Raw genomic sequence first — 24,699 nt, forward strand, 5'->3', positions numbered from 1 at the left:
CATGACCGACGACCGCCGGACACCGGTCGCGATCGTGGGCATGGCGGTGCTGCTCCCCGGCGCCGCCGGCCTCGACGCCTACTGGACCAACCTGCGCGACGGCGTGGACGCGATCGGCGAGGTGCCCGAGGACCGCTGGGACGCGGAGTACTACCGGCCCGGCTCGGCCAACGGGCCCGCCGTCCCCGACCAGGTGTACTGCCGGCGCGGCGGCTTCGTGGACGGGCCGGCCGAGGTGGAGGTCACCCGGTACGGGATCATGCCCAGCTCCGTCCACGGCACCGAACCCGACCAGCTGATCACCCTCGACGTGGCCGCGGCGGCGATCTCCGACGCGGGCGGCGCGGACCGGCTGCCCGACCGGCACCGGATCGGCGTGGTCCTGGGCCGGGGCGGCTACCTCACCCCCGGCCTGGTCCGGCTCGACCAGCGGGTCCGCACCGCAGGGCAGCTCGTCCGCACCCTCGGCGAGTTGCTGCCCGGCCTCACGCCCGGCCAACTGACCCGGGTGCGCGAGGCGTTCACCGAGCGGCTCGGCCCCGCCAGTCCCGAGTCCGCGATCGGCCTGGTGCCCAACCTCGCCGCCTCCCGGATCGCCAACCGCCTCGACCTGCGCGGCCCCGCCTACACCGTCGACGCGGCCTGCGCCTCCTCGCTGGTCGCCGTCGACCAGGCCGTCACCGAACTCACCACCGGGCGCTGCGACCTGATGCTCGCCGGGGGAGTGCACCACTGCCACGACATCACCCTGTGGAGCGTCTTCTCCCAGCTGCGCGCGCTCTCCCCGAGCCAGCGCATCCGCCCCTTCCACCGCGACGCCGACGGCATCCTCATCGGCGAGGGCACCGGGGTCGTCGTCCTCAAGCGCCTCGCCGACGCCGAACGCGACGGCGACCGCGTCTACGCCGTGATCCGCGGCACCGGCGTGGCCAGCGACGGCCGTACCGCCGGACTCGTCAACCCCGACCCCGGCGGCCAGACCCACGCCGTGCGCCAGGCCTGGCGGGCCGCGGGACTCGACCCCGCCGCACCGCACTCGGTCGGCCTCCTGGAGGCGCACGGCACCGCCACCCCGGCCGGTGATGCGGCCGAACTCACCACACTGGCCGAGGTGTTCGGACCGAGCAAGGGCGAGAGCGACCGGGCCGTGCTGGGCTCGGTGAAGTCGATGATCGGCCACACCATGCCGGCCGCCGGAGTCGCCGGGCTGGTCAAGGCCGCCCTGGCCCTCCACCACGCCACCCTGCTGCCCACCCTGCACTGCGACGACCCGCACCCGGCCCTCGCCGCCACCCGCTTCCGCACCCTGGACCGGTCCGCGCCCTGGGAGACCGTCCCCGGACAGCCGGTCCGCAGAGCCGCGGTGAACGCCTTCGGGTTCGGCGGGATCAACGCGCACGTGGTGCTGGAGGAGGCCCCCGGCCGTCGCGCCGCCGCCGGCCGCCGCGGCCCGGAAGCGGCCGCTCCCCGCATCGCGGACAGCGTCGAGGTCGCCGAACCCGAGCGCGTCCTCCTGCTCGCCGCCGACACCCCCGGGCAGCTGACCGCGCTCCTCGCCGCCGACGACTCCGCCGTCCTCGCCGCCGGTCTCGCCCCCGAGGGAACCCACCCGGAGGCGGGACCGGTCCGCCTCGGCATCGTCGAACCCACCGCCAGACGGCTCGCCCTCGCCCGGCGCGCGGTCGGCAAGGGCCGCGCCTGGCAGGGCCGCAACGACGTCTGGTTCCGGCCCGCCCCGCTGCTGCGCACCGGCAGGCTGGCCTTCGTCTTCCCCGGCCTGGAAGGCGAGTTCACTCCCCGCGTCGACGACATCGCCACGCATTTCGGCCTCCCCGCCGTCACCGGCCCCGCCACGGATGCCGTGCGGGTCGGGGACGTAGGCCGTCATGGGTTCGGTGTCGTCGGCGTGGGGCGGCTGCTGGACTCGGCGCTGCGCCGGATGGGCGTGGTGCCGGACGCGGTCGCCGGGCACAGCGTCGGCGAGTGGACCGCGATGGTGGCCTCCGGGCTGTACTCGGGAGACCAGGTCGACGCCTTCATGGCCGGGTTCGACCCCGACGCGGTCACCGTCCCGGGCCTGGCCTTCGCTGCCGTCGGCGCCCCCGCCGACCGGGTCCTCGCCGCACTCGGCGCGGACTGGAGCGACGCCGGGATCGTCCTCTCCCACGACAACGCGCCGAACCAGTCGATGGTCTGCGGCCCGGACCGGGCCGTGGCGGACTTCGTCCGCGCCTTCCGCGCCGACGGCGTGCTGTGCCAGGTGCTGCCCTTCCGGTCCGGGTTCCACACCCCGATGCTGGCGCCGTACCTCACCCCCATCAGGGAGGCCGCCGAGCGCTTCCGGCTGCACCCGCCGGCCGTCCCGGTCTGGTCCGGCACCACCGCGGCCCCCTTCCCCGCGGCCGAGGCGGAGGTACGCGAGCTGTTCGTCCGGCACCTGCTGGAGCCGGTCCGGTTCCGGCAGCTGGTCGAGGCCCTGTACGCCGCCGGGCACCGGGTCTTCGTCCAGACCGGCCCCGGGCAGCTGGCCTCCCTGATCGGTGACACCCTCGGCGACCGCGACCACCTCGCCGTGGCGGCCAACTCCCCGCACCGCTCCGGCCTGGCCCAACTCCGGCGCGTCGCGACCGCGTTGTGGACCGCCGGTGCCGCCGTCGCGCCGACGGTCCCGAGCACGGCCGGCACCGCCACGCCGCCACGACAGCGACCGCCCGTCCGGCTCGACCTGGGCGGCGCGCTGGTGTCCCTGGACGGCCCGGAACTGCCCGCACTCCGCGCCGCGCTGGGCAGCCTGCGGACACCCGCCGGGCCCTCCCCGCTGGACGACCTCGCCGCCCGCGTCCCGGCAGCCGCCGAACTCGACGCGCTGCTCCGGGAAACCGCCGACACGGCAGCGGCCGTCCTCACCGCGATCCGCACCGCGTCCGGAACCGTGTCCCGCACCGCGTCCGGCACCGTGGCGGGCACGGCGTCCGGAACCGTGTCCCGCACCGCGTCCGGCACCGTGGCGGGCACGGCGTCCGGAACCGTGTCCCACACCGCGTCCGGAACCGTGCCCCACACCGCGTCCGGCACCGTGGCGGGCACGGCGTCCGGCACCGTGCCCCACACCGCGTCCGGCACCGTGGCGGGCACGGCGTCCGGAACCGTGTCCCACACCGCGTCCGGAACCGTGCCCCACACCGCGTCCGGCACCGTGGCGGGCACGGCGGCCGGAACCGCCTCCCGGGCCCTGCCCCGCATCCCCGCCCCCGCGGCGCCCCAGCCCGCCGGACCTCCCTCACCACCGCTCCCCACCTCGCGCAGCACCACCCTCCGGGTGTCCCCGGAGGCGATGCCGCACCTCCTCGACCACTGCTTCTTCCCGCAGCGCCCCGGCTGGCCCGACACCGAGGACCGCTGGCCGGTGGTCCCCGCCACCACGATCGTCCAGCACATGGTGGACGCGGCCGAGGCCGCCACCGGACTGCGGGCGGTCGCCGTGCACGGAGCCCGCTTCGACCGCTGGCTCACCGCCACACCAGCCGTCGACGTCCAGGTCACCGTCAGCCCCGAAGGTCCCGGCCGCGTCACGGTCACCTTCGGCCCCACCGCCCGCGCGGTCGTGGAGGTGGCCGCGGACCGCACTGCGCCGTCCGCGGGACCCGCCCGGCCCCCGGCTCCCGAGCGCGCCCCCGACCACACGGCCGCCGAACTGTACGCCCAACGCTGGATGTTCCACGGCCCGGCGTTCCAGGGCGTCACCGAACTCACCGCGATCGGCGACCGGCACGTCCGCGGCGTGATCACCACGCCCACCGCCCCGGGCGCCCTGCTCGACAACGTCGGTCAGATCCTCGGCTACTGGATCATGTCCACCCGCACCGAGCGGACCGTCGTCTTCCCGGTGCAGATGCGCAGGATGCGCTTCCACGGCCCGCACCCCGCCCCCGGCACCGAGGTCGGCTGCCTGGTGCGGATCACCTCGCTCACCGACACCGTCCTGGAGGCGGACGTGGAACTCACCGTCGGCGACCGGGTCTGGGCCCGGATCGACGGCTGGCAGGACCGCCGCTTCGACAACGACCCGCACACCCGCCCCGTCGAGCGCTTCCCGGACCGCCACACCCTCTCCGTGGCCCGGCCCGGCGGCTGGACCCTGCTCCACGAACGCTGGCCGGACCTGGCCTCCCGTGAGCTGATCATGCGTAACTCCCTGGGCGGCGCCGAACGTTCGGAATACGCCGCGCACCCGCCACGCGGCCGCAGGCAGTGGCTGCTGGGCCGCATCGCCGCCAAGGACGCGGTACGCCAGTGGCTCTGGCAGCACGGCGAGGGCCCGGTCTTCCCGGCCGAACTGCGCGTCCACAACGACGAGCTGGGCCGCCCGTACGTGGTCGGCGTGCACGGCCGCACGCTGCCCGCGCTGGACGTCTCGCTCGCCCACCGGGCCGAGGCGGCGGTGGCGATCGTACGCCCGCACACCCCCGGACCCGGTCCGGGCATCGACCTCGAAGAGGTCACCGACCGGGACCCGGCGGCCATGGAGGTCGCGCTCGGCGCGGACGAACTCCGCCTGCTGCACGCACTTTCCGCCGCCGACGCCGACGGGCCGCCGGCGCTGTGGTTCACCCGCTTCTGGGCCGCCAAGGAGGCCGTCGCCAAGGCGGAGGGCACCGGATTCGACGGCAGGCCACGGGACTTCACCGTTCTGGAGGCGGCACCCGACGGCAGCCGGCTGCTGGTCTCGGGCCGCCTGGAACGCGCCTACCCGGTGCGCTGCGCGCCGGTCCGCAATACCCCCGCACTGCCGGACCGCGACTACGTCGTGGCCTGGACCACCGGACCGGCAGCCGCAGACCCCGAGGAGGACCCACGATGAATCCCACCGAGCCCGAGATCCGCGCCGACGAGGAGGCCGTGCTCGCCGACCTCGCGGGGATGCTCCGCACCCTCCTGGAGGAGTACGGCGACGACGACGCCGAGATCGGCATGAGCACCACCTTCAACCGCGACCTGGAGCTGGAGAGCATCGACCTGGTCACCCTGGCCGGACTCCTGGAGGAGCGGTACGGGAAGCGGGTCAACTTCGCCGAGTTCCTGGCCGGGATGGAGTTCGACGAGATCATCGAACTGACCGTCGGCCGGCTCGTCGAGTACGTGGTGTGGAGCCTGAAGGCCACGGAGGCGGGCTGACCCATGGCGATCGTCGACACCGGAGACGTCCGGCTGCACGTACAGAGAATGGGTCCCGGGGAGGGCCGTACCCCGGTCGCCACCGTGGTCCTCGTCCACGGGCTGCTCACCGACAGCCTGGCCAGCTACTACTTCACCGTGGCCCCCGCCTTCGCCGCCTCCGGCCTCGACGTGGTCATGTACGACCTGCGCGGCCACGGCCGCAGCGGCCGCCCGTCCGGCGGCTACACCCTCGACCACAACATCGACGACCTGGAGGCCCTGCTCGACCACCTGTCGATCACCGGCCCGGTCCACCTCGTCGGCAACTCCTACGGCGGCACCATCGCCTTCGGCTACGCGGCCCGCCACCCGGAGCGCGCGGCCAGCCTGACCCTCATCGAGTCCGAACCGGCGACCGCCGCCTGGGCCACCAAACTCGGCGGCATCCTGCACCGGGTCGTCACCGAACTCGCCCACAACGAGCCGGACGCGATCGCCTGGATCACCGCCAACCGCAGCCGCAACACCGCCCGCCTCGCCAAGGGCGCGGCCCGCCTCGCCCGCGAGACCAGCCTCGGCCGGGACATCCCGGCCAGCCGGGTCCTGACCGAGGACCAGATCAGCGCCGTACGCTGCCCGGTCCTCGGCGTGTACGGCGGGGACTCCGACCTGGTCGAGGTGGTCCCGCTGAAGGAGGCCCTGCTCGCCAACTACCGGTCGGTGGTGCTGCCCGGGCACGAGCACTCCGTGCTGGTCGAGGCGTCCGGCACGGTCGGCGGACACATCCTGGAGCTGATCCACTCGGTCAGCGGCGGCGTACGGGCCGGGGTCCGGTGAGCGGCTTCCTGTTCGCCGTACCGCCCCTGGTCGGGCACATCAACCCGGCCGTCGGCGTCGCGGCCGAACTCGCCGCGCGCGGACACCGGGTGGCGTGGGTCTGCGCGGACGCCGGGCTGGTGCACCGGCTGGCCGGTCCGGAGGCCACGGTCTTCCCCTGCGCGGGCGCCCTGGCGGGCGAACGGCCCGCCGACCTGCGGGGCGCGGAGGCGCTGAAGTTCCTCTGGGAGTGGTTCCTGGTGCCGCTGGCGGAGGCCATGGCGCCCGGCGTGGCGGCGGCCGTCGACGAGTTCCGCCCCGATGTGGTGGTCGCCGACCAACAGGCCTTCGCCGGGGCCCTGGTGGCCGAGCGGCTCGGGCTGCCGTGGGCGACCTCCGCGACCACCTCGGCCGAGTTCGGCGGCGCCTACGACGGCATCCCCAGGGTCGCCGAGTGGCTCCGGGACCGGCTCGCGGAGCTGCGCGGCCACTTCGGTGACCCGGCGGGCACCGCCGATCCGCGCTTCTCGCCGTATCTCACCCTCGCCTTCACCACCCCCGAACTGGCGGGCCCCACCGACCGGCCTGCGGTCCGCTACGTGGGCCCGTCGGTCTCCGAGCGGCCGGTCGCCGACGGGTTCTGCTGGGACTGGCTCGACCCGAGCCGGGAGCGGGTCCTGATCTCCCTCGGCACCGCCAACGCGGACGTGGGCGGGCGGTTCCTGGCCGAGTGCGTGGCCGCCGTACGCGACCGGGCCGACCGGGTCCAGGCGCTGGTGGCCGACCCCGGTGGCACCCTGCCCCCCGCGGCCGACGACAAGGACATCCTGATCCTGCCCTCGCTGCCCCAGCTCCCGCTCCTGGAACGGGTCGACGCCGTCGTCTGCCACGCCGGCCACAACACCGTGTGCGAGGCCCTGTGGCACGGCGTCCCGCTGGTCGTCGCGCCCATCCGCGACGACCAGCCGGTGATCGCCGGGCAGGTCGTCGACGCCGGCGCGGGCCTGCGGGTCCGGTTCGGCCGGGTCACCGCCCCGCGGCTCGGCGAGGCCCTCGACACCGTCCTGTACGAGCCCGGCCCGCGCACCGCGGCTGCCAGGATCCGCACCGCCTTCCGCGCGGCGGGCGGCGCACCGGCCGCCGCTGCCCACCTGGAAGCCCTCGCAGCCGGCCCGCACGCAAGGAGACCCGATGAGCAAGCAGAGTGACGTCGAGGCGCTGCGCTCCGCCTACCAGCGGGACCTCGCCGAGGGCACCGACCGCTTCTTCGAACCCCGGCGCACCACCTGTCCCTGGTGCGCCTCCGACCGGCTGACCACCCGGCTGCGCACCACCGACCTGCTCCAGCACAAGCCCGGCGCCTTCGTCCTCGACCGCTGCCAGGAATGCGGTCACGCCTTCCAGAACCCGCGCCTGAACGAGACGGGCCTGGAGTTCTACTACCGGGACTTCTACGACGGCCTGGGCGAGCAGAAGATGAGCGGCACCTTCGGCGGCCGGACCAAGATGTACCAGGGCCGCGCCCGGTCCATGGTCCCGCACGATGCGACCCCCAAGAACTGGCTCGACGTCGGCACCGGCCACGGCCACTTCTGCGAGGCCGCCCGCGAGGTGCTGCCCGGCACCGCCTTCGACGGCCTCGACTTCACCGACGGTGTCGAACTCGCCGCCCGCGAGGGCCGCGTCGAGCACGCCTACCGCGGCGCCTTCCCCGACCTCGCCCCCGAACTGGCCGCCCACTACGACGTCGTCAGCATGTTCCACTACCTGGAGCACAGCACCGACCCCGACCGCGAACTGCGCGCCGCCCACGAGACGGTACGCCCCGGCGGCCACCTCCTCATCGAGGTCCCGGACCCCGAGAGCCGCTACGCCCGCCTGCTGGGCCGCTGGTGGCTGCCCTGGCTGCAGCCGCAGCACCTGCACTTCGTCCCGGTCGCCAACCTGCGTGCACGCCTCACCGGCCTGGGCTTCACGGTCGTCGCCGAGGAGCACGCCGAGGCCCACGACCCCGTCGACCTGCTGGCCGCCGTCTGGCTCGCCCTGGACCACACCGCCCCGCCCGACGACGCCCCGTGGCTGCCGACCCCGCCCGGCACGCTCCAGAAGACGCTCCGCGCGGCCCTGCTCATCGCGGGCATCCCGGCGCTGATCGCCGGTACCCTCCTGGACCGCGTCGCCGTACGGCCGCTCTCCCGCCGCCTGCGCGTCTCCAACGCCTACCGGATCGTGGCCCGCCGCGACTGACGCCCCGCCTCACAGCACCTTCGCGCGGATCATCGCCGACAGGACGAGAGCGCCCGGCAGCAGCGGAATCCAGTCGGTCAGGACGCGGTAGCCGATCACGGTCGCGGTGGCCACCGCCACCGGGGAGCCGAACGCGACCAGCGTGATCACCAGCGCCGCGTCCACCGCGACCCCGCCGGGCACCGGCACGGCCCCTCCCGCCGTGCCCGCCGCCAGGTACGCGAAGATCACGGTGCCCCAGGACAGCCCGAGCCCGAGCGCCTCCCCGGTACAGGCCAGCACGCATGCCTGCACCAGCGGCATCGCGGTGGCCCCGCCCCACAGGGCCAGCACCCGGGCGGGCCGCGCGTGCACCGTCCGGGCGTCGGTGAACGCGGTCCGCACCATGCCGGTGATCGGCCGCCGCAGCGGAGGTACGACGGCCGTCGCCACGCCCATCAGGGTGAGTACCGCGGCGACCGGGATCAGCACCACGCCGTCCGGCACCAGCTCGCCCAGCCGCCGCCACGCCGACGAGGACAGCAGGAACCCGATCAGCACGACCGTCTTCGCACCCGACTTCGCCACCGAGTACAGCGCGATCGACGCGGTGGCCCGCTCCATGGGGACGCCCCGGGTGCGCAGGAAACGCACCGTGACGGCGTGCGCGCCCAGTCCGGCGGGCAGCGCGTGGTTGGCGGCACCGGCGGCGAACTGCGAGGCCAGCAACAGCCCCGGCGGCAGCCGGTCGGGCACCGCGCCCTGCCGCATGCAGGCGGCCGCCACCCAGGTCAGGCAGGTGAAACCGCCCGCGGCCAGCAGCCACGCCGGTTCGGCGCGGGCGAGCCGGGTGACGCCCTCGTACAGCAGGGACTGGTGGGTCAGCCCCCAGACCACGGCGATGAGCAGCGGGGACAGGCACAGGGCGAGCCGGAGCGGCCGGCCCGCCGTCGAAGAGGCCGCCGGCAGCGGACGTACGGGCGCGTCGGGGCGGGGCGGTGACAGTGAGGAGAGTGAGGACACGGGGACGTTGTCCTTCCACGGCGGCCTGCGGTGGGGAGCCGCAGGCGGGCAGACGCCGGGGAGCCTTCCCGCCCCGTATGACAGCCGGATGTTCGAAAAACGAAGGCAGGGGGGCGGGCCGGTGCCACGGGCGCGGTGGTACCCGGCCGACCCGGTAGCCTTCCTGGGGAAGGAGCACACGACAGGGGAGGATCCGGCGGTGCACGTCCAGGAATGGCTCGACTCGGTGCCTGCGGTCGCCGTCTACGCCGTGGTGGCGCTGGTGATCGGCGTGGAGAGCCTGGGCATCCCGCTGCCGGGCGAGATCGTCCTGGTCTCCGCCGCGCTGCTCTCCTCCCAGCACTCGGGGATCAACCCGTTCGTCCTCGGCGCCTGCGCGACCGCGGGCGCGGTGGTCGGCGACTCCATCGGCTACGCGATCGGCCGCAAGGGCGGCCGTCCGCTGCTGGCCTGGCTGGGGAAGAGGTTCCCGAGACACTTCAGCGAGGGCCACGTCGCCACGGCAGAGCGCTCCTTCGAGAAGTGGGGCATGTGGGCGGTCTTCTTCGGCCGCTTCATCGCCCTCCTGCGCATCTTCGCGGGCCCCCTGGCCGGCGTCCTCCACATGCCCTACTGGAAGTTCCTCACCGCCAACCTCCTCGGCGGCATCTGCTGGGCGGGCGGCACGACGGCGGTCGTCTACTACGTCGGCCTCGTCGCCGAGGACTGGCTGAAGCGGTTCTCGTACGCGGGCCTGGCGGCAGCGGTCCTCTTCGGCCTGGCATCGATGCTGGTCGTCCGCCGCAGGGCGAAGAAGCTCCAGGTGACGGAGAAGGAAGCCGAACCTGTGAGCGCCGGGGAGTAAATGCTTTTGGGGGCGCGGGGAACTGCGCGAGAAGCCCCACGCGCCCGCACCCGCCCCACGACCTACTCATGCACCCTGCGATGCGCCGCGGCCAACTCCGCGTAGAAGGTCCCGTTGAGGGTCACCCCCTCCCGCTCTTCACGGCTGAGCTCGCGCCGCACTCTGGCCGGCACCCCCGCCACCATCGACCCCGGCGGCACCACCATCCCCTGCGGCACCAGAGCCTGCGCCGCGACGAGCGACCCCGCCCCGATCACGGCACCGTTCAGCACGGTCGCCCCCATCCCGATCAGGCAGTCGTCCCCGACGGTCGCCCCGTGCACCACCGCGTTGTGCCCGATGGACACCCGCTCCCCGACACGCACCGGAAACCCCGGGTCCGCGTGCAGGGTCGCATTGTCCTGGACGTTCGCCTGCGCCCCCACGGTGATCCTCTCCACGTCCCCCCGCACCACCGCCCCGTACCAGACACTCGCCCCGGCCTCCAACGTCACGTCCCCGATCACCGAGGCGGTCGGCGCCACGAACACGTCGGCCCCGACCTTCGGCTCGCGCCCCCCGATCCCCACGATCAGCGCCCGCTGCGTCATCACCGTCTCCCGTCGTCGATTCCCCGGCAACCTACGCCACCACCTGGGGCGAAGATCACAGCAGCCCACCCTCTCCAAGTCGGGGCCCGCTGAGTAGCGTGACTGCGTGCCGAAGCCCAAGAACACGTTCTCGTCCTGGCGCCGCCACCTCGCCCAACGCGCAGTGCACGCGGCCTGGGCCTGGGTGCAGCGCACCGGATCCGTCACCGCCGACCATCCCGGCCGCTTCCGCTTCGGCGCCCTCGGCGAGGCCACCCGGCTCGCCTTCCCGCTCGGCACGGTCTTCGGCGAACCGTGGATCCACCTCGGCTCGCACTGCATCGTCGGCGAACAGGTCACGCTCACCGCGGGCCTGATGCCCGACCTCGACCTCGGCCCGGACCCGATCCTGCGCATCGGCGACGGTGTGGTCCTCGGCCGCGGCAGTCACGTCATCGCGGACACGACGGTCACCATCGGCAGCGACTGCTACTTCGGCCCGTACGTCTACGTCACCTCCACCAACCACTCCTACGACGACCCGCACGAGCCCATCGGCCGGCAGTGGCCCCGCATGGAGCCCGTGGAGATCGGCGCAGGCTGCTGGATCGGCACGGGCGCGGTGATCCTGCCGGGCGCGCGGATCGGCCGGAACGTGGTGGTGGCCGCCGGTGCGGTGGTCCGGGGTGTGGTGCCCGACCACGCCGTGGTGGCCGGTGCGCCCGCCCGGGTGGTGCGCCGCTGGACGCCCGAGACGGGCTGGCAGCCGCCGCTGCGCACGCCCCCGCCGGTGCCGATTCCGGCGGGCACCACCCCGGAGCAGCTGCGCGCGCTGGCGGAGCTGGACGAGGCGGACGTGGCACGGCTCGCCGAGCTGGAGCCCGAGGGCTGAGCCGGGCCGCGGCCGCCGCTTTCACCCGGGGCTGACTACGTCCGGTGAGGTGTCGGACCGGGGGACCGGGGCACCGGCGAGGTATGGATGCACGGGCATGGACACTGCGGGGACGCGGCGCTGCCGCTCGGGGGGCGCACAGCCAGGCGCTGGCCGTGGCGGCACGGGCCGGGTTCGCCGCCCGCGGGCTGATCTACGTACTGGTGGGCGTGATCGCCCTGCGGATCGCGTTCGCGCAGGGCGGGGGCGGTGGACAGCAGGCCGATCGCGGCGGTGCCCTGGAGGAACTGGCCGGCCGGCCCTTCGGGGCGGCGCTGCTGGTGGTCCTGGCCGTGGCGCTCGCGGGCATGGCGCTGTGGCGCCTGTCGGAGGCGGTGTTCGGCGGAGCGGGACCCAAGGGCGCCGAGCCGTCCAAGCGCGCGGCCGCGGCGGGCCGGTGCGTCTTCTACGTCTTCGCCTGCTACTCGGTGCTGTCGTACGCGGCCGGGGACCGCGGCAGCGGCAGCGGCTCCTCGGACCGGCGGACGGAGGACGTCACCGCCCTGGTGCTGGGCTGGCCGGGCGGTCAGTGGCTCGTGGGCGTGGCCGGGGCCGGTGTGGTGGCCGCCGGGCTGTGGATGGCCGTCCGGGCCGTCCGGCTGAAGTTCCGGGAGAACCTGCGGACCGCTGCCATGTCCTCGCGGGCCAGGCGGTTCACCGATGCCTTCGGGGTGACCGGGGGTACGGCACGCGGGGTCGTCTTCGCGGTCGCCGGGGTGTTCGCGGTCGTCGCGGCCGTCAGGCACCGGCCCGGCGAGGCCAAGGGCATGGACGACACCCTGCGCGCGTTCCGCGATCTGCCCGCCGGTCCGTGGCTGCTCGCCGCGATCGCGCTCGGTCTGGCGGCCTTCGGCGTCTTCTCGTGGTGCAGCGCACGCTGGCGCAGGATCTGATGCCGGGAACGGCACGGCTTCGCAGTACAGTTCGGTGCACGGTCAGGTACACCCCGCCGTAGTACATTTGACCGAACCCTGCACTCGAAAATAATGGACCGCGATGCCCTCGACGATGGACGGAACGTGTCGGACCTCGACCTGCTGACCCAGTCCCTGGCCCGCAACGTGAAGCACTGGCGGGCGGTGCGCGGCTTCACCCTGGACGTGCTCGCGGCCCGGGCCGGGGTCAGCCGGGGCATGCTGATCCAGATCGAGCAGGCCCGCACCAACCCGAGCATCGGCACCGTCGTCAAGATCGGTGACGCGCTCGGCGTCAGCATCACCACGCTGCTCGACTACGAGCAGGGCCCGAAGGTCCAGATCGTCCCCGTCGAGAAGGCCGTACGGCTGTGGCACACCGAGGCCGGCAGCTTCAACCGGCTGCTCGCCGGGACCGAGGCGCCCGGCCCGCTGGAGATGTGGGACTGGCGCCTGATGCCCGGCGAGAGCAGCCCGTCGGAGCCGCATCCCTCCGGCACGGTGGAGATCGTCCATGTCACCGCCGGTGAACTGACCCTCACCGTCGACGGGGTCGACTACCGCGTGCCGACCGGCGCCAGCGCCTCCTTCGAGGCCAACTCGGCCCATGTGTACGGCAACACCGGGGACGTGCCGATGGAGATGGTGATGACGGTCTCCGTGCCGCCCGTTCCCTGAGCCCGCCGGACCGGGCTGTTAGCGTGCGGACATGCGCGCACCCATCGGAGACTTCGACACCGCCGTCCCCGCCCCGGACTGCCTCGACGAGCTGACCGCGCCGGTCGCCGAGGCCGTACGCCGCTGGACCGGTGCCGTCCCCGCCGACCGGATCGTCTACGTCGAGACCGACCCGCGGTGGGCGGACACCGCGGTCTTCGTCGAGCACTACGGGCGCGATCTGCTCGGCGCGTCGGCCAACTGCGTGGTGGTGGCGGGCAGGCGCGGCGGCGAGACCACCCTGGCGGCCTGCCTGGTGCTGTCCACGACCAAGGTGGACGTCAACGGCGTCGTGCGCCGCCGACTCGGCGCCCGCAAGGCCTCGTTCGCCTCGGTGGACACCGCGACCGGCGCGACCGGCATGGAGTACGGCGGCATCACCCCGATCGGGCTCCCGCGCGACTGGCCCCTGTTGGTGGACCCGGCCGTGGTCGACCTGCCCTATGTCCTGGTCGGCAGCGGCCGGCGGCGCGGCAAACTGCTCGTCCCGGGCGAGGCGTTCGCCGAACTGCCGGGCGCGGTGGTGCTGGAGGGGCTGGGCGTCTGAGCGGTTCGGCAGAGCGGCGCTGGGGCCCCGGGCGCAGGCTGGGGGAGGAACCGCGCGACCACCCACGACGGTGCCGCAGCCGGACGGCGGCGGCACGTCCGGCGGGAGCGCTCAGGACACGGTGTGCGCGTGATGCGCCAGCGCCAGATGCGGGTCCGCCTGGCCCGGCGCCGGTGCCGGATCCGCGTGCACCAGGGCCGCCGTCAGTCGCGGTACGGCGTGCAGCAGCGCGTGTTCCGCCGCGACGGCGACGGCATGCGCCTGCCGTACCGTCGCCTCGCCGTCGACCACGACCGCCACTTCGGCGCGCAGCCGGTGCCCGATCCACCGCAACCGCAGCTCACCCACGGCCCGTACCCCCGGCACCTCGCGCAGCGCCCGCTCGGCCCGGTCGGTCAACTCCGGGTCCACCGCGTCCATCACCCGCCGGAACACCTCGCGCGCCGCGTCCCGCAGCACCAGCGCGATCGCCGCGGTGATCGCCAACCCCACCAGCGGATCCGCGAGTTGCCAGCCGAGGGCGGCGCCGCCGGCCCCCAGCAGCACGGCAAGCGAGGTGAACCCGTCGGTTCGGGCGTGCAGTCCGTCGGCCACCAGTGCGGCCGACCCGATCTCCCGGCCCACCCTGATCCGGTACCGGGCCACCCATTCGTTCCCCGCGAACCCGACGAGGGCGGCCACCGCGACGGCCGTCAGGTGCGTGACCGGACGCGGATCCAGCAGCCGTTCGACGGCCGTCCACGCGGCGAAGACGGCCGACGCGGTGATCGTCAGCACGATCGCGATCCCCGCGAGGTCCTCGGCCCGACCGTAGCCGTAGGTGAAGCGGCGGTTCGCGGCGCGGCGCCCGATGACGAAGGCGATGCCCAGCGGTACGGCGGTCAGCGCGTCAGCCGCGTTGTGCACCGTGTCCCCGAGCAGGGCGACGGAGCCGGACAGGACCACGACGACCGCCTGTACGAGCGCGGTCGTGCCGAGCACGGCCAGCGAGAGCCAGAGCGCGCGCATGCCCCGTGCCGAGGACTCCAGCGCGGGGTCGAGCTTGTCGGCCGTCTCGTGCGAGTGCGGTTTCAGGAGATGGACGAGGCGGTGCCGCAGGCGTGCCGAAGGGGGGTGGGAGTGCGAGTGGCCGTCCTGGTGGTCGTGGCCGTGTCGCCGGTCGTGGTCGTGGCCGTGTCGCCGGTCGTGGTCGTGGCCGTGTCGCCGGTCGTGGTCGTGGCCGTGGTGGCTGTCGTGGCCGGGGTCGCCGTGCCGGTGGCGGTCATGGGGGCGGTCGTCCACGTGTGCGTGCTCGTGGCGGTCGCGGTCGTCCGTGGGCACGTGCTCATGGGGATGACGGTCACCTGCGTGTGCGTGCTCGTGGGGATGACGGTCACCCGCGTGTGCGTGTTCGTGATGGTGCCGGTCGCTCATGCGGCTCCCCTCTCCGGTGCGCGGGACGTGGACACGGGGCGCCCACGACGCCATTATGTGCGTATGAGCGCACGCTTGCACCTATCACCTGCGCATCATGCGCATCCGCGCACCCCGGGCGAGGAACAGTTCGCGCTCGCCGCCGAACTCCTCGCCCTGCTCGGCGACCGCACCCGGCTCACGCTGCTGCACGCCCTGACCGAGCGGGAGGCCGACGTCAGCACGCTCACGGAGGTGTGCGGCGCCGCGCGGCCCGCCGTCAGCCAGCATCTGGCCCGGCTGCGGCTCGCGGGTCTGGTGGGCACGCGCAAGGAGGGGCGGCGGGTGGTGTACTCGCTGCGCCACGGTCACCTGCGGACGCTCGTCGAGGAGGCGCTGAAGGTGGCGGACCACCGGCTGACCGAGACCACTGCCGAGGCGGACGGCTGAGCATCGGCCGGAGGCCGTCGGCAGGCGCTCTCAGAAGGCGGCGGCCGCACCGACGTACTGCTCGGCGAAGGCCGTCGCCGCCGCGCGTGAGGTGAACAGCCTGCGCAGCCGGGCCAGGCTGGTGCCCGCGAGGAACGGGTCGCCGGAGGCCGTGCCGTGGTAGATGCCGGACAGGAACCGGGAGAACTCCTGGTAGTCCCAGACCCGGCGCAGGCAGGCATGGGAGTAGCCCTCCAGACCGGTGCCGTCGTCCTTCGTGACCCGCGCGGCGAGCGCGTCGCCCAGCAGGAAGGCGTCGTGCAGGGCGAGGTTCATGCCCTTGGCGGCGATCGGCGCGGTCAGGTGCCCGGCGTCACCGGCCAGGAAGAGGCGGCCGCACACCAGCGGCTCGACCACGTAGTCGTGCATGTCCAGCAGACGCCTCTCGATCAGCCGCCCCTCGGTGAGCGGCGGCGCCCCGGCCGCGCCGAGCCGCTCGCGCAGCTCGTCCCAGACCCGGTCGTGCGACCAGTCCTGCGGGTCGTCGCCCGGCGAACACTGCAGGTAGTAGCGGGTGACCTCGGGGCTGCGCGCCATGTGCCCGGCGAAACCGTTCGGATGGACGCCGAACACCACGCAGTCCGAGGACGGCGGCGCCTCGGCGAGCAGCGCCAGCCAGGCGACGCCGTGGTCCTGCCGGGCGACGCGCACCCGCCCCTGCGGTATCGCGTCCCGGGTCACCCCGCGCGCGCCGTCGCAGCCCGCCACGAAATCGCAGCGCAGGACCTGCCGTTCGCCGGTCGCGGGGTCGAGGTAGGTCACGGCGGGCCGGTCCGTCTCCAGGTCGTGCAGCGCGACGTCCCGCACCCCGAACCTGATGTCCCCGCCGCGCACGTCGGCGTACTCCCGGACCAGGTCCGTCACCAGCAACGGCTGCGGGTAGACGTAGTGGTGATGATTCGTCAGTTCGGTGTAGTCGAACCGGAACCGGTCGCCGCCGAAGCGGAACTCGCACTCGCTGTGCATCTGCGCGCGGGCCGCCAGGCCGTCGCCCAGGCCGCGTTGCCGGAGCCCGCGGACCGCCCACTCCTCGATGACCCCGGCTCGCGGCCGGGTCTCGATGAACTGTCTGCTCTCGGTCTCCAGGACCACGCAGTCGACGTCGGCGGCCCGCAGGATGTTCCCGACGGTCAGCCCGGCGGGCCCGGCGCCCACGACGACGACCGTACGGCGTTCCTCGGCGGGGGAGTTGTGGTGGGGGGAGGGGTGAGTCACCCCCGCATTATGACGGTGTCCCGTCAGCCACGGCAGTGCCACCGTGGCTGACGGGACGCGGGTGAGGAGGAGGGGTCAGTGCGCCGGGGCGTCCGTGACCACGACCTCGTCGATGCTGCGCTCGATGTCCTCGGTCGTGGACGAGGTCGCCCTGGCCCAGTAGTAGATGACCACCGAGAAGGCCGCGATGACGACGATGTCCCACCACAGCGGGAGGTTCCCCCGACCGCCGAAGCCGCCCTGCCAGGAGATCAGGCCCATGCCCACCAGGTAGACGGGGAGCCACTGCGCGGCCTTGAAGTCCAGCCGGGGCGCGTCCGGCAGGTTCTTGCTGTGGGCGTACCAGGCGTAGCCGCCGAGCAGCAGGTAGCCGAGGACGATCGCCAGGCCGAGCCGCCACAGGGTGCCCCAGCCGGCCCAGTAGATGATCAGGTTGGCCACCACGAACGCAACCGGCGAGACCAGCTTGCCTGCGGGCAGCCGGTACGGGCGCTCCAGGCCCGGCAGCTTGTCGGCGAAGACGCCGTACGCCAGCGGGGCGCCCGCGTACATCAGCACGCTCGCGGAGGTGATGAAGCCGACCAGCTCGTGCCAGCTCGGGAACGGCAGGAAGCAGATCACGCCGGTCACGAAGGACATGATGAGCCCGAACCACGGCACACCGCGCGAGTCGGTCCGCGCGAAGATCTTCGGCGCGTAGCCGTTCTTCGCCAGGCCGTAGGAGACGCGGGAGGTGGCCGTGGTGTAGATCAGGCCGGTGCCTCCGGGGGAGATGATCGCGTCCACGTAGAGCACCCAGGCCAGCCAGCCGAGGCCCACCATGGTGGCCACGCCGGCCCACGGACCGCTGTCGCCCTTGTACGCGAGGTGGGCCCAGCCGTGCGCGAAGGAGCTGTGCGACAGCGCGCCGATGAACACGACCTGCAGCAGGACGTAGATGACGGCACCGATCGCGACCGAGCCGAGCGTGGCGCGCGGCAGGTCCTTCTTCGGGTTGCGGCTCTCGCCCGCCAGCTGGATCGCCTGCTCGAAGCCGAGCAGCGCGAAGATGATGCCGCTGGTGCTGATCGCGGCGAGCACGCCCTTGGCACCGAAGGGGGCGAAGCCCTCCGAGTGGAAGTTGGCGGGGTGGAAGTTGGTGGCGGCGACGATGAAGATCGCGGCCAGCGGCACGGCGATCTTCCACCAGGTCGCGGCGCTGTTGGTGTGCGCCAGCGCCCGGACGCCGAAGAAGTTGACCCCGACGAAGACCGCCATGAGGAGGATCGCGACCAGCAGACCGCTGGCGGTCAGGGTCTTGTCGGCGTGCTGGAAGCCCTGGGCCCACTTCCAGTGACCGGCGTAGCCGATCATGGCCTCGACCTCGATCGGCGCCACGGTCGCCGCCTGGAGCCAGGAGAACCAGCCGAAGGACATGCCGGCCAGGCCGCCGAACGCGTAGTGCGGGTAGCGGGCGGTGCCGCCCGCCACCGGGAACATGCCGCCGAGCTCGGCGTGCACCAGTGCCAGGAGCACGATCGCGACCGCGCCGATCACCCACGAGATGATCGCCGAGGGACCGGCCTGCATCACCGCGTCATGCGCGCCGTACAGCCATCCGGAGCCGATGATCGAGCCCACAGAGGCCCACATCAGGCCGATCAGCCCGACGTCCCGCCTCAGACCGCCCGAAGGTGTGATGTCCTCCGTCGCGGCATTCTCGACACTCACCATGTCAAGTGGCCTCTCAGTTTCTGAACGCAGATTTAACGAGCAAGAGGGCACAAGTTAAGGGCGCACGCGGCAGGCCGAGAAGAGTGTTGCCCAAGATTTGACCCTCGATCTTTCCTGTCTTGGCCAAAGCTTTTGCACAGGTCAGTGAGGGTCACAGAATGTCCGTATTCAGTTGTGTTAAGTGAGAAGAGGGTAAGACAGGCAAGCTCAGATTTTCCTCAAATCCCGTTCTGTTCCGGCTCAGTCCCGGTCCAGCAGAGGAATTTCTATGGCCGGGCAGCGGTCCATGACCATGTCCAGACCCGCGGCCCGCACCCGCTCGTACGCCGCCTCGTCGACCACCCCGAGCTGGAACCAGACCGCCCTCGCACCCTTCGCCACCGCCTCGTCCGCGACGGCACCGGCGAGCTCGCTGTTGACGAAGACGTCGACGACGTCGACCTCGAAGGGGATCTCCGAGAGGGACGCGTAGCCCTGCTCGCCGTGCACCGGCTCCGCCTTGGGATGGACCGGCACGATCCGCTTGCCGAACCGCTGCAGCACCTGCGCCACCCCGTACGCCGCCCGTCCCCGGTTGGATGACAGGCCGACCACCGCCCAGGTGTCACCCGTCCCGGTCAGAATCCTGCGGATCGTCGCTTCGTCGCCGTACACCGTCGGCCTCCTCGCCTTGGGGAACATCCGCCGTGGGCAACAGCGGGCGCCGGACCCGGATTCCCCGGCCGGGGACCGGGTCCGCGCAGTACCGGCGGGACAGCCCGGGCGGCAGGGGGTGTCGCATGTCCCGCATGTCCCGCCACGGTGACCTGAATCGTCGCAAGGTGCCTGCGCGCGGCCCGCCGCCCGCCTACGCTCAGCCCGTGCTGCGCATCCTCGACGCCAAGTCCGGTGAGACCGTCCCCGCCGTCTCCGCCCGCCGTGCCCTGACCCGGGTGGAGGTCCACACGTCCGGGTACGACCTGACGGCGCTGCGGGTCCTGCTCACCACCGACCTCCTGCTGCGCGCACTGGAACTCGGCGGCACCCCGGTCCTGCCCCTGCTCACCGCCGACCACCACCAGGCCGAGCTGCACGCCGCCGCCACCACCCTCGGCATCCGCCCCTTCGAGGACGGCCGCGACCTCGCCGCGGGACTGGGCGAGGCACAGGTCGTCCGTGTGACGGCCGCGGCCGGCACCGTGCCCGGGACCGGCACCGTGCCCGGGACCGGCACCGTGCCCGGGACCGGCACCGTGCCCGGGACCGGCGTGACCGTCGCCGTCGCCCCCGCCGACGGCCCCGACGCCGGTGTCCTCGGCACGCTGGACGATCCCGCCGCACTGCGGCTCGCCCTCCTCGACGCCCCCCGCGGCACGGCCGTCCACCTCGGCGCCGGCGCCCTCGACGCGGCCGGTCGCCGGCTCGGCAGGCTGCGGCAGTCGGTGGCGCAATGGGCCCGCAGTCCCTCACGGCCGGTGCCCGAGAAGGTGCGGGGACGGCTGCGGGACGCCTGGGAGGACGACCTCGACGTCCCCGGGGTGCTCGGCGTGCTGCGCTGGATGGAGAACCAGCCCGAGATCCCGGACGGCGCCCGCTTCGAGACCTGCGCCTACGCCGACCGGCTGCTCGCCCTCGACCTCACCCGCGACCTCGGGCGGACCGCGTGATCACCCGGGCGGGCGCGGGCCCGCTGCGCCGCCTGGTCGTGCTGCGGCACGCCAAGTCCGCCTGGCCCGAGGGCGTCCCGGACCACCTGCGCCCGCTCGCGGCCCGCGGCCGCCGCGACGCCCCCGCCGCCGGCCGTGCCCTCGCCGAGTCCGACTGCCTGCCCGACCTCGCGGTGTGCTCCACCGCGGTACGCGCCCGGCAGACCTGGGAACTGGCCTCCGCCCAGTGGGGCACACCGCCCCCGGTCCGCCACGACCCGCGCCTGTACGCGGCCGACGTACCCGACCTGCTGGCGGTCGTCCACGAGGTGCCCGCCGAGGTGGAGACGCTGCTGCTGGTCGGCCACAACCCCGGCCTGGAGGAACTCGTCCTCGACCTCGCGGGCGACGGCCTCGACGACACCCTGGAGCAGGTGCGCAAGAAGTTCCCGACGTCCGCCGTCGCCGTCCTCGCCTGGCACGGCACGACGTGGGCGGCTCTCGTCCCCGGGACGGCCCTGCTGACGGAGGTGACCGTGGCCCGGGGCCGCAAGGAGGGGTGAAGGGGGAGCGGCGGGGGTCCGCATAGGGTGGGCGGATGCAGGACGAGTACCGCACAGTGGCCCGCGCGGGCACGCACGAGACCGAGGTCAACCGCTCCCGCTTCCTGTGCGCCCTCGCCCCGGCGGCCACCGAGCAGGAGGCCCAGGACTTCGTCGCGGCGGTCCGCAGGGAGCACGCCGACGCCACCCACAACTGCTGGGCCTACGTCATCGGCGCCGACGCATCCACCCAGCGGGCGAGCGACGACGGCGAACCGGGCGGCACCGCGGGCGTCCCCATGCTCCAGATGCTGCTGCGCCGGGACATGCGGTACGTCGTCGCGGTCGTCACCCGCTACTACGGCGGCGTCAAGCTCGGCGCCGGCGGCCTCATCCGCGCCTACGGCGGCGCGGTCGGCGAGGCCCTCGACGCCGTCGGCACCCGCACCCGGCGCCGCTTCCGGCTGGCCACGGTGACCGTCGACCACCAGCGGGCCGGCAAGGTCCAGAACGACCTGCGCGCCACCGGCCGCGAGGTCCGCGACGTCCGCTACGGCGAGGCCGTCGCCATCGAGATCGGCCTTCCGGACGCCGACGTGGACACCTTCCGCGCCTGGCTCGCCGACGCGACGGCGGGCACCGCCACCCTCGAACTGGGCGGGGAGGCCTACGGGGACGCGTGACGGAGCGGGGACACCCGGCCCTCGACCGTGCGCGGCCGTGCGCACCGGCCCGGCTCGGCTGGAAGCCGGCAAGTGCCGTGTTCGTCTTACCGGACAGTGTTGAAAGCTTTCAGTCGGGCAGATCGGATGAACCGGCGTTCACATTGCGTGATTACCAAGTCGCCTGCGCATGCCGATCGAACGGCGTTCCCGGGCCCTGCCACCGTGTGGCCGCCCGGCCGCCTCGCCCGCTTCTCCCGGCCATCGCTGCGTGGGGGGTTGTCCTGACATTCCTCCGGATCTAGGGTCCCTCCGAGAGCAAGCGCTTTCCCGGCGTCTTGGTCCCCGGCACTCCCATGGAGGACCGCATGCCCCCGCGCCCGACCCGCCGCCGTGTCGCCGTGATCGGCACCGGCTCCATCGTCAGCGGCAGCCATCTGCCCGCCCTCACCGCCCACGCCGACCGCGCCGCACTGGCCGCCGCGGTCGACGTCGACCAGGCCCGCCTCGACGCCTTCCGGGAACTCGCCGGCGGCGACGTCGCCGGCTACACCTCCGTCGAGGACATGCTCGACGCCGTACGCCCCGACCTCGTCCTCGTCGGCACACCCCCCGCCCTGCACCGCGACCAGACGGTGGCCGCACTGAAGGCGGGCGCCTGGGTGCTCTGCGAGAAGCCGCTGTGCCTGTCCCTCGCCGAGTACGACGAGATCGCCGCCACCGAGGCCGCCTCCGGCGGCTACGCCTCCGTCGTCTTCCAGCACCGCTACGGCTCCGGCGCCGTCCACGCCCGGCAGCTGATCACCGGCGGCGGGCTGGGCGCCCCGCTGGTCGCGCACTGCCAGACCACCTGGCACCGGGACGCCGCCTACTACGCCGTGCCCTGGCGCGGCACCTGGGCGAGCGAGGGCGGCGGCCCGACCATGGGCCATGGCATCCACCAGTACGACCTGCTGCTGCACCTGCTCGGCCCGTGGACGGAGATCCGCGCCATGGCGGCCCGCCTGGTCCACGACACCGAGAGCGAGGACGTGTCCACCGCCCTCGTCCGCTTCGCGAACGGCGCGCTCGCGACCGTCGTCAACAGCGTGCTGTCCCCTCAGGAGGTGAGCCGCGTCCGCGTCGACTGTGCGGACGCCACCGTCGAACTCACCCACCTGTACGGGCACCGCAACGAGGACTGGGTCTACACCCCGGCCCCGCACGTCCCCGCCGCGCGCGCGGCCGCCTGGCGCACCCCGGAGACGGACGTGCCCAGCTCGCACACCGCGCAGCTCGGTGCCCTCCTCGACGCCCTCGACGCGGGCGTACGGCCGCCGGGCAGCGGCCCCGACGCCCGCGCCACCCTCGAGTTCGCCGCCGCGCTCTACAAGTCGGCGTTCACGGGGCGCCCCGTGCACGCGGGCGAGATCGGCCCCGGCGACCCCTACTACGCAGCCATGCACGGCGACCACCCGCACTGGGCCCCCACCGAGGAGCGCGCATGAGCATCCGCGTCAGCCACGTCCACGGCGAGCACATCGCGGTCCAGGCGCCGGACGGCACCGAGATCCTGCGGTACGTCTACCGCCCCGACCCGGAGGCCTACGAGGCGCGCAAGCCGTACGCCCACCCGGTGCGCACCCTCGCGGGCCGCACCGTCACCGGCTACCGGCCGAGCGACCACCGCTGGCACAAGGGCCTGCAGATGACGGCCAGCCACCTGTCCGGGCAGAACTTCTGGGGCGGCAACACCTACGTCCACGGGCAGGGTTACCAGATGCTGCCGGACCGGGTCGGCTCGATGCGGCACGACGGGTTCACCGGGTTCGCCGTCGCGGACGACCGGCTCTCCTTCACCGAGGAACTGACCTGGGTGGAGAACGGCGGCGCCGAGTGGGCCCGGGAGGTGCGCGGGCTCACCGTCCACTCCGTCGACGAGGAGGCCGGCGCCTGGGCGCTCGACTGGGCCATCCGCCTCACCAACGTCCGCGACGCGCCGCTGACCTTCGGTTCCCCCACCACCGAAGGCCGCGAGATGGCCGGATACACCGGGCTCCAGTGGCGCGGCCCCCGCGACTTCACCGGCGGCACCGCGTTCGGCCCGGACGCCGTCACCGGCGCCGAGAAGCTGATGGGCACCCAGGGCCCCTGGCTCGCCTACACCACCGAGCACGACGAGGTGGACGGCCACTCCACGATCGTCTTCGCCCACGCGCCCGAGAACCTCGACGCACGGACGGCGATCCACGAGTCGCACTGGTTCGTGCGCGCGGAACCGATCCCCACGGCCGCGTTCTCCTGGGCGTTCTTCGAGGAGTTCGACCTGCCGCCCGGGGAGTTCTTTGCCTACCGGTACCGGATCGTCCTCGCCGACGGCGCCTGGGACGCCGACCGCGTCGCCGCCCACCTGGCGGGCCTGCCGTGGTGAGCGCACCGGAGCCGGCGCTCCCGCACCCGCTGCCCGGCGCCGTCGGCCTGTCCCACCTCAGCGCCTACGAATGGCAGGCCGCCGACGGGGTCCGCGGCGGCAGCCCGCACCTCCACCTGGTGTGCACGGAGGCGTACGTGGTCACCGGCGGGCGGGGCGCCGTACAGACGCTCAGCCCGGACGGCTACCGGGACATCCCGCTGGAGCCCGGGTCCGTCGCCTGGTTCACCCCGGGCACCGTGCACCGCATGGTGCAGGGCGGCGGTCTGCGCATCACCGTGCTGATGCAGAACGGCGGACTGCCGGAGGCCGGGGACGCCGTCTTCACCTTCCCGCCCGAGGTGCTCGCCGATCCCGAACGGTACGCCGCCGCGGCGACGCTGCCACCGGGCACCGGAGCGGAGACGGCGCGGGCCGCCCGCCGGCGCCGGGACCTCGCCGTCGAGGGCTACCTCGTCCTGCGGGAGGCGCTGGTCGCCGGGGACGGCGGCCCGTACGCGGAGTTCCAGCGGGCCGCCGCCCGGCTGGTGCGTGCGAAGGTGCCGCGCTGGCGCGAGCTGTGGCGGGCCGGTGCGCTCGCCGCCGCCGAGCGCACGGACGCCCAGCTGGACGCCCTGGAGGCCGGCGAAACCTCGTACCTCGACGCGGCGACCGCACACGAGGCCGCGCCCACCCGGCTCGGGGGATTCGGGATGTGCGGCCGCCGTGACGCGTACGACCTGCCGGGGACGACCCTCCCGTACGGCGGCGAGTAACCGGGGCCCGGGGGGATCGCGGCGGCCGGGGTGTCCGGCCGCCGCGGGCGCTGGCGACCGCCGATGCCGTGCGGGCCCGGGGAACGTGAGGTCCGTGGTGGATCAGGGGGTGATATGCGTTAGCGTGGCAGGCGTTGCCGGGGGTCCCCGTG

Annotated in this window: 23 protein-coding genes; 17 read left to right on the top strand and 6 right to left on the bottom strand. The window is 73.8% G+C overall.

Annotated features, from left to right (window positions below; translation table 11 throughout):
• The first annotated feature begins 1 nt into the window (after position 1).
• From BLW82_RS36295 to BLW82_RS36315, 5 genes are read left to right on the top strand one after another with little or no spacing between them, the layout of a single operon-like run.
• Complete coding sequence (locus BLW82_RS36295) at positions 2–4,861, top strand: type I polyketide synthase (RefSeq protein ID WP_093505744.1); 4,860 nt, start codon at positions 2–4, stop codon at positions 4,859–4,861.
• Entirely contained in the window at positions 4,858–5,175 is a 318-nt protein-coding gene (locus tag BLW82_RS36300; protein WP_093505746.1) for an acyl carrier protein, read from the top strand. Before BLW82_RS36295 ends, BLW82_RS36300 begins: the two co-directional genes overlap by 4 nt.
• 3 nt (positions 5,176–5,178) lie before the next feature.
• Positions 5,179–5,994: an alpha/beta fold hydrolase gene (locus tag BLW82_RS36305; protein ID WP_093505748.1), complete on the top strand. Its 816-nt coding sequence runs from the start codon at positions 5,179–5,181 to the stop codon at positions 5,992–5,994.
• Positions 5,991–7,181, top strand: a complete 1,191-nt coding sequence (locus tag BLW82_RS36310) for a glycosyltransferase (RefSeq protein WP_093505750.1) — start codon at positions 5,991–5,993, stop codon at positions 7,179–7,181. The genes BLW82_RS36305 and BLW82_RS36310 overlap by 4 nt, the downstream gene beginning before the upstream one ends.
• A complete protein-coding gene (locus BLW82_RS36315; protein ID WP_093505752.1) occupies positions 7,165–8,220 on the top strand; it encodes a class I SAM-dependent methyltransferase in 1,056 nt (351 codons plus the stop codon). The genes BLW82_RS36310 and BLW82_RS36315 overlap by 17 nt, the downstream gene beginning before the upstream one ends.
• Before the next feature lie 9 nt (positions 8,221–8,229).
• Here the strand turns inward: BLW82_RS36315 and BLW82_RS36320 are convergent, their stop codons facing one another.
• A complete protein-coding gene (locus tag BLW82_RS36320; protein ID WP_093505754.1) occupies positions 8,230–9,222 on the bottom strand; it encodes a lysylphosphatidylglycerol synthase transmembrane domain-containing protein in 993 nt (330 codons plus the stop codon).
• 199 nt (positions 9,223–9,421) lie between these two features.
• Between BLW82_RS36320 and BLW82_RS36325 the strand changes: the two genes are divergently transcribed.
• Positions 9,422–10,066, top strand: coding sequence for a DedA family protein (locus BLW82_RS36325; RefSeq protein WP_093505756.1), 645 nt, complete (start codon positions 9,422–9,424; stop codon positions 10,064–10,066).
• A 62-nt stretch (positions 10,067–10,128) separates the two neighbouring features.
• Here the strand turns inward: BLW82_RS36325 and BLW82_RS36330 are convergent, their stop codons facing one another.
• A complete protein-coding gene (locus BLW82_RS36330; RefSeq protein ID WP_093505758.1) occupies positions 10,129–10,656 on the bottom strand; it encodes a gamma carbonic anhydrase family protein in 528 nt (175 codons plus the stop codon).
• A gap of 106 nt (positions 10,657–10,762) precedes the next feature.
• Between BLW82_RS36330 and BLW82_RS36335 the strand changes: the two genes are divergently transcribed.
• The 4 genes from BLW82_RS36335 (at position 10,763) to BLW82_RS36350 (ending at position 13,744) form a co-directional block, all read left to right on the top strand.
• Positions 10,763–11,527, top strand: coding sequence for an acyltransferase (locus BLW82_RS36335; RefSeq protein ID WP_093505759.1), 765 nt, complete (start codon positions 10,763–10,765; stop codon positions 11,525–11,527).
• 83 nt (positions 11,528–11,610) lie between these two features.
• Complete coding sequence (locus tag BLW82_RS36340; protein WP_177233180.1) at positions 11,611–12,459, top strand: DUF1206 domain-containing protein; 849 nt, start codon at positions 11,611–11,613, stop codon at positions 12,457–12,459.
• A 126-nt stretch (positions 12,460–12,585) separates the two neighbouring features.
• Positions 12,586–13,158: a helix-turn-helix domain-containing protein gene (locus tag BLW82_RS36345; protein WP_093508455.1), complete on the top strand. Its 573-nt coding sequence runs from the start codon at positions 12,586–12,588 to the stop codon at positions 13,156–13,158.
• Between the two features lie 31 nt (positions 13,159–13,189).
• Entirely contained in the window at positions 13,190–13,744 is a 555-nt protein-coding gene (locus BLW82_RS36350) for a YbaK/EbsC family protein (protein ID WP_093505761.1), read from the top strand.
• 111 nt (positions 13,745–13,855) lie between these two features.
• Here the strand turns inward: BLW82_RS36350 and BLW82_RS36355 are convergent, their stop codons facing one another.
• Complete coding sequence (locus tag BLW82_RS36355; RefSeq protein ID WP_371131442.1) at positions 13,856–15,064, bottom strand: cation diffusion facilitator family transporter; 1,209 nt, start codon at positions 15,062–15,064, stop codon at positions 13,856–13,858.
• Positions 15,065–15,220: 156 nt separating this feature from the next.
• On the opposite strand from BLW82_RS36355, the gene BLW82_RS36360 reads away from it, so the two are divergent.
• Positions 15,221–15,586 (top strand): ArsR/SmtB family transcription factor, encoded by a 366-nt coding sequence (locus tag BLW82_RS36360; RefSeq protein WP_177233181.1) that lies wholly within the window; start codon positions 15,221–15,223, stop codon positions 15,584–15,586.
• Positions 15,587–15,616: 30 nt separating this feature from the next.
• Here BLW82_RS36360 and BLW82_RS36365 read toward each other — a convergent pair whose 3' ends face one another.
• From BLW82_RS36365 to BLW82_RS36375, 3 genes are all read right to left on the bottom strand, one after another.
• Positions 15,617–16,840: a 4-hydroxybenzoate 3-monooxygenase gene (locus BLW82_RS36365; RefSeq protein WP_093505765.1), complete on the bottom strand. Its 1,224-nt coding sequence runs from the start codon at positions 16,838–16,840 to the stop codon at positions 15,617–15,619.
• Positions 16,841–16,915: 75 nt separating this feature from the next.
• Positions 16,916–18,553 carry an APC family permease gene (locus BLW82_RS36370; RefSeq protein ID WP_256216060.1) on the bottom strand — a complete coding sequence of 546 codons (1,638 nt, stop codon included), beginning with the start codon at positions 18,551–18,553 and terminating at the stop codon, positions 16,916–16,918.
• 240 nt (positions 18,554–18,793) lie between these two features.
• Positions 18,794–19,207, bottom strand: a complete 414-nt coding sequence (locus tag BLW82_RS36375; protein WP_093505767.1) for a CoA-binding protein — start codon at positions 19,205–19,207, stop codon at positions 18,794–18,796.
• A gap of 206 nt (positions 19,208–19,413) precedes the next feature.
• Here BLW82_RS36375 and BLW82_RS36380 point away from each other — a divergent pair, with 206 nt between their 5' ends.
• From BLW82_RS36380 to BLW82_RS36405, 6 genes are all read left to right on the top strand, one after another.
• Positions 19,414–20,199 carry a hypothetical protein gene (locus tag BLW82_RS36380; RefSeq protein WP_093508458.1) on the top strand — a complete coding sequence of 262 codons (786 nt, stop codon included), beginning with the start codon at positions 19,414–19,416 and terminating at the stop codon, positions 20,197–20,199.
• The gene (locus tag BLW82_RS36385; protein WP_093505769.1) at positions 20,196–20,741 is read left to right on the top strand and encodes a SixA phosphatase family protein; all 546 of its coding nucleotides are present in this window, start codon (positions 20,196–20,198) and stop codon (positions 20,739–20,741) included. The genes BLW82_RS36380 and BLW82_RS36385 overlap by 4 nt, the downstream gene beginning before the upstream one ends.
• Positions 20,742–20,776: 35 nt before the next feature.
• Positions 20,777–21,403 carry a YigZ family protein gene (locus BLW82_RS36390; RefSeq protein WP_093505771.1) on the top strand — a complete coding sequence of 209 codons (627 nt, stop codon included), beginning with the start codon at positions 20,777–20,779 and terminating at the stop codon, positions 21,401–21,403.
• 347 nt (positions 21,404–21,750) lie between these two features.
• On the top strand, positions 21,751–22,869 hold the full coding sequence (locus BLW82_RS36395; protein ID WP_093505773.1) for a Gfo/Idh/MocA family protein: 1,119 nt from the start codon (positions 21,751–21,753) through the stop codon (positions 22,867–22,869).
• The gene (locus BLW82_RS36400; protein ID WP_093505775.1) at positions 22,866–23,792 is read left to right on the top strand and encodes a DUF6807 domain-containing protein; all 927 of its coding nucleotides are present in this window, start codon (positions 22,866–22,868) and stop codon (positions 23,790–23,792) included. Before BLW82_RS36395 ends, BLW82_RS36400 begins: the two co-directional genes overlap by 4 nt.
• Positions 23,786–24,547, top strand: coding sequence for a cupin domain-containing protein (locus tag BLW82_RS36405; protein ID WP_093505777.1), 762 nt, complete (start codon positions 23,786–23,788; stop codon positions 24,545–24,547). The genes BLW82_RS36400 and BLW82_RS36405 overlap by 7 nt, the downstream gene beginning before the upstream one ends.
• Positions 24,548–24,699: the final 152 nt, after the last annotated feature.

Source organism: Streptomyces sp. Ag109_O5-10, assembly GCF_900105755.1.
GTDB lineage: Bacteria > Actinomycetota > Actinomycetes > Streptomycetales > Streptomycetaceae > Streptomyces.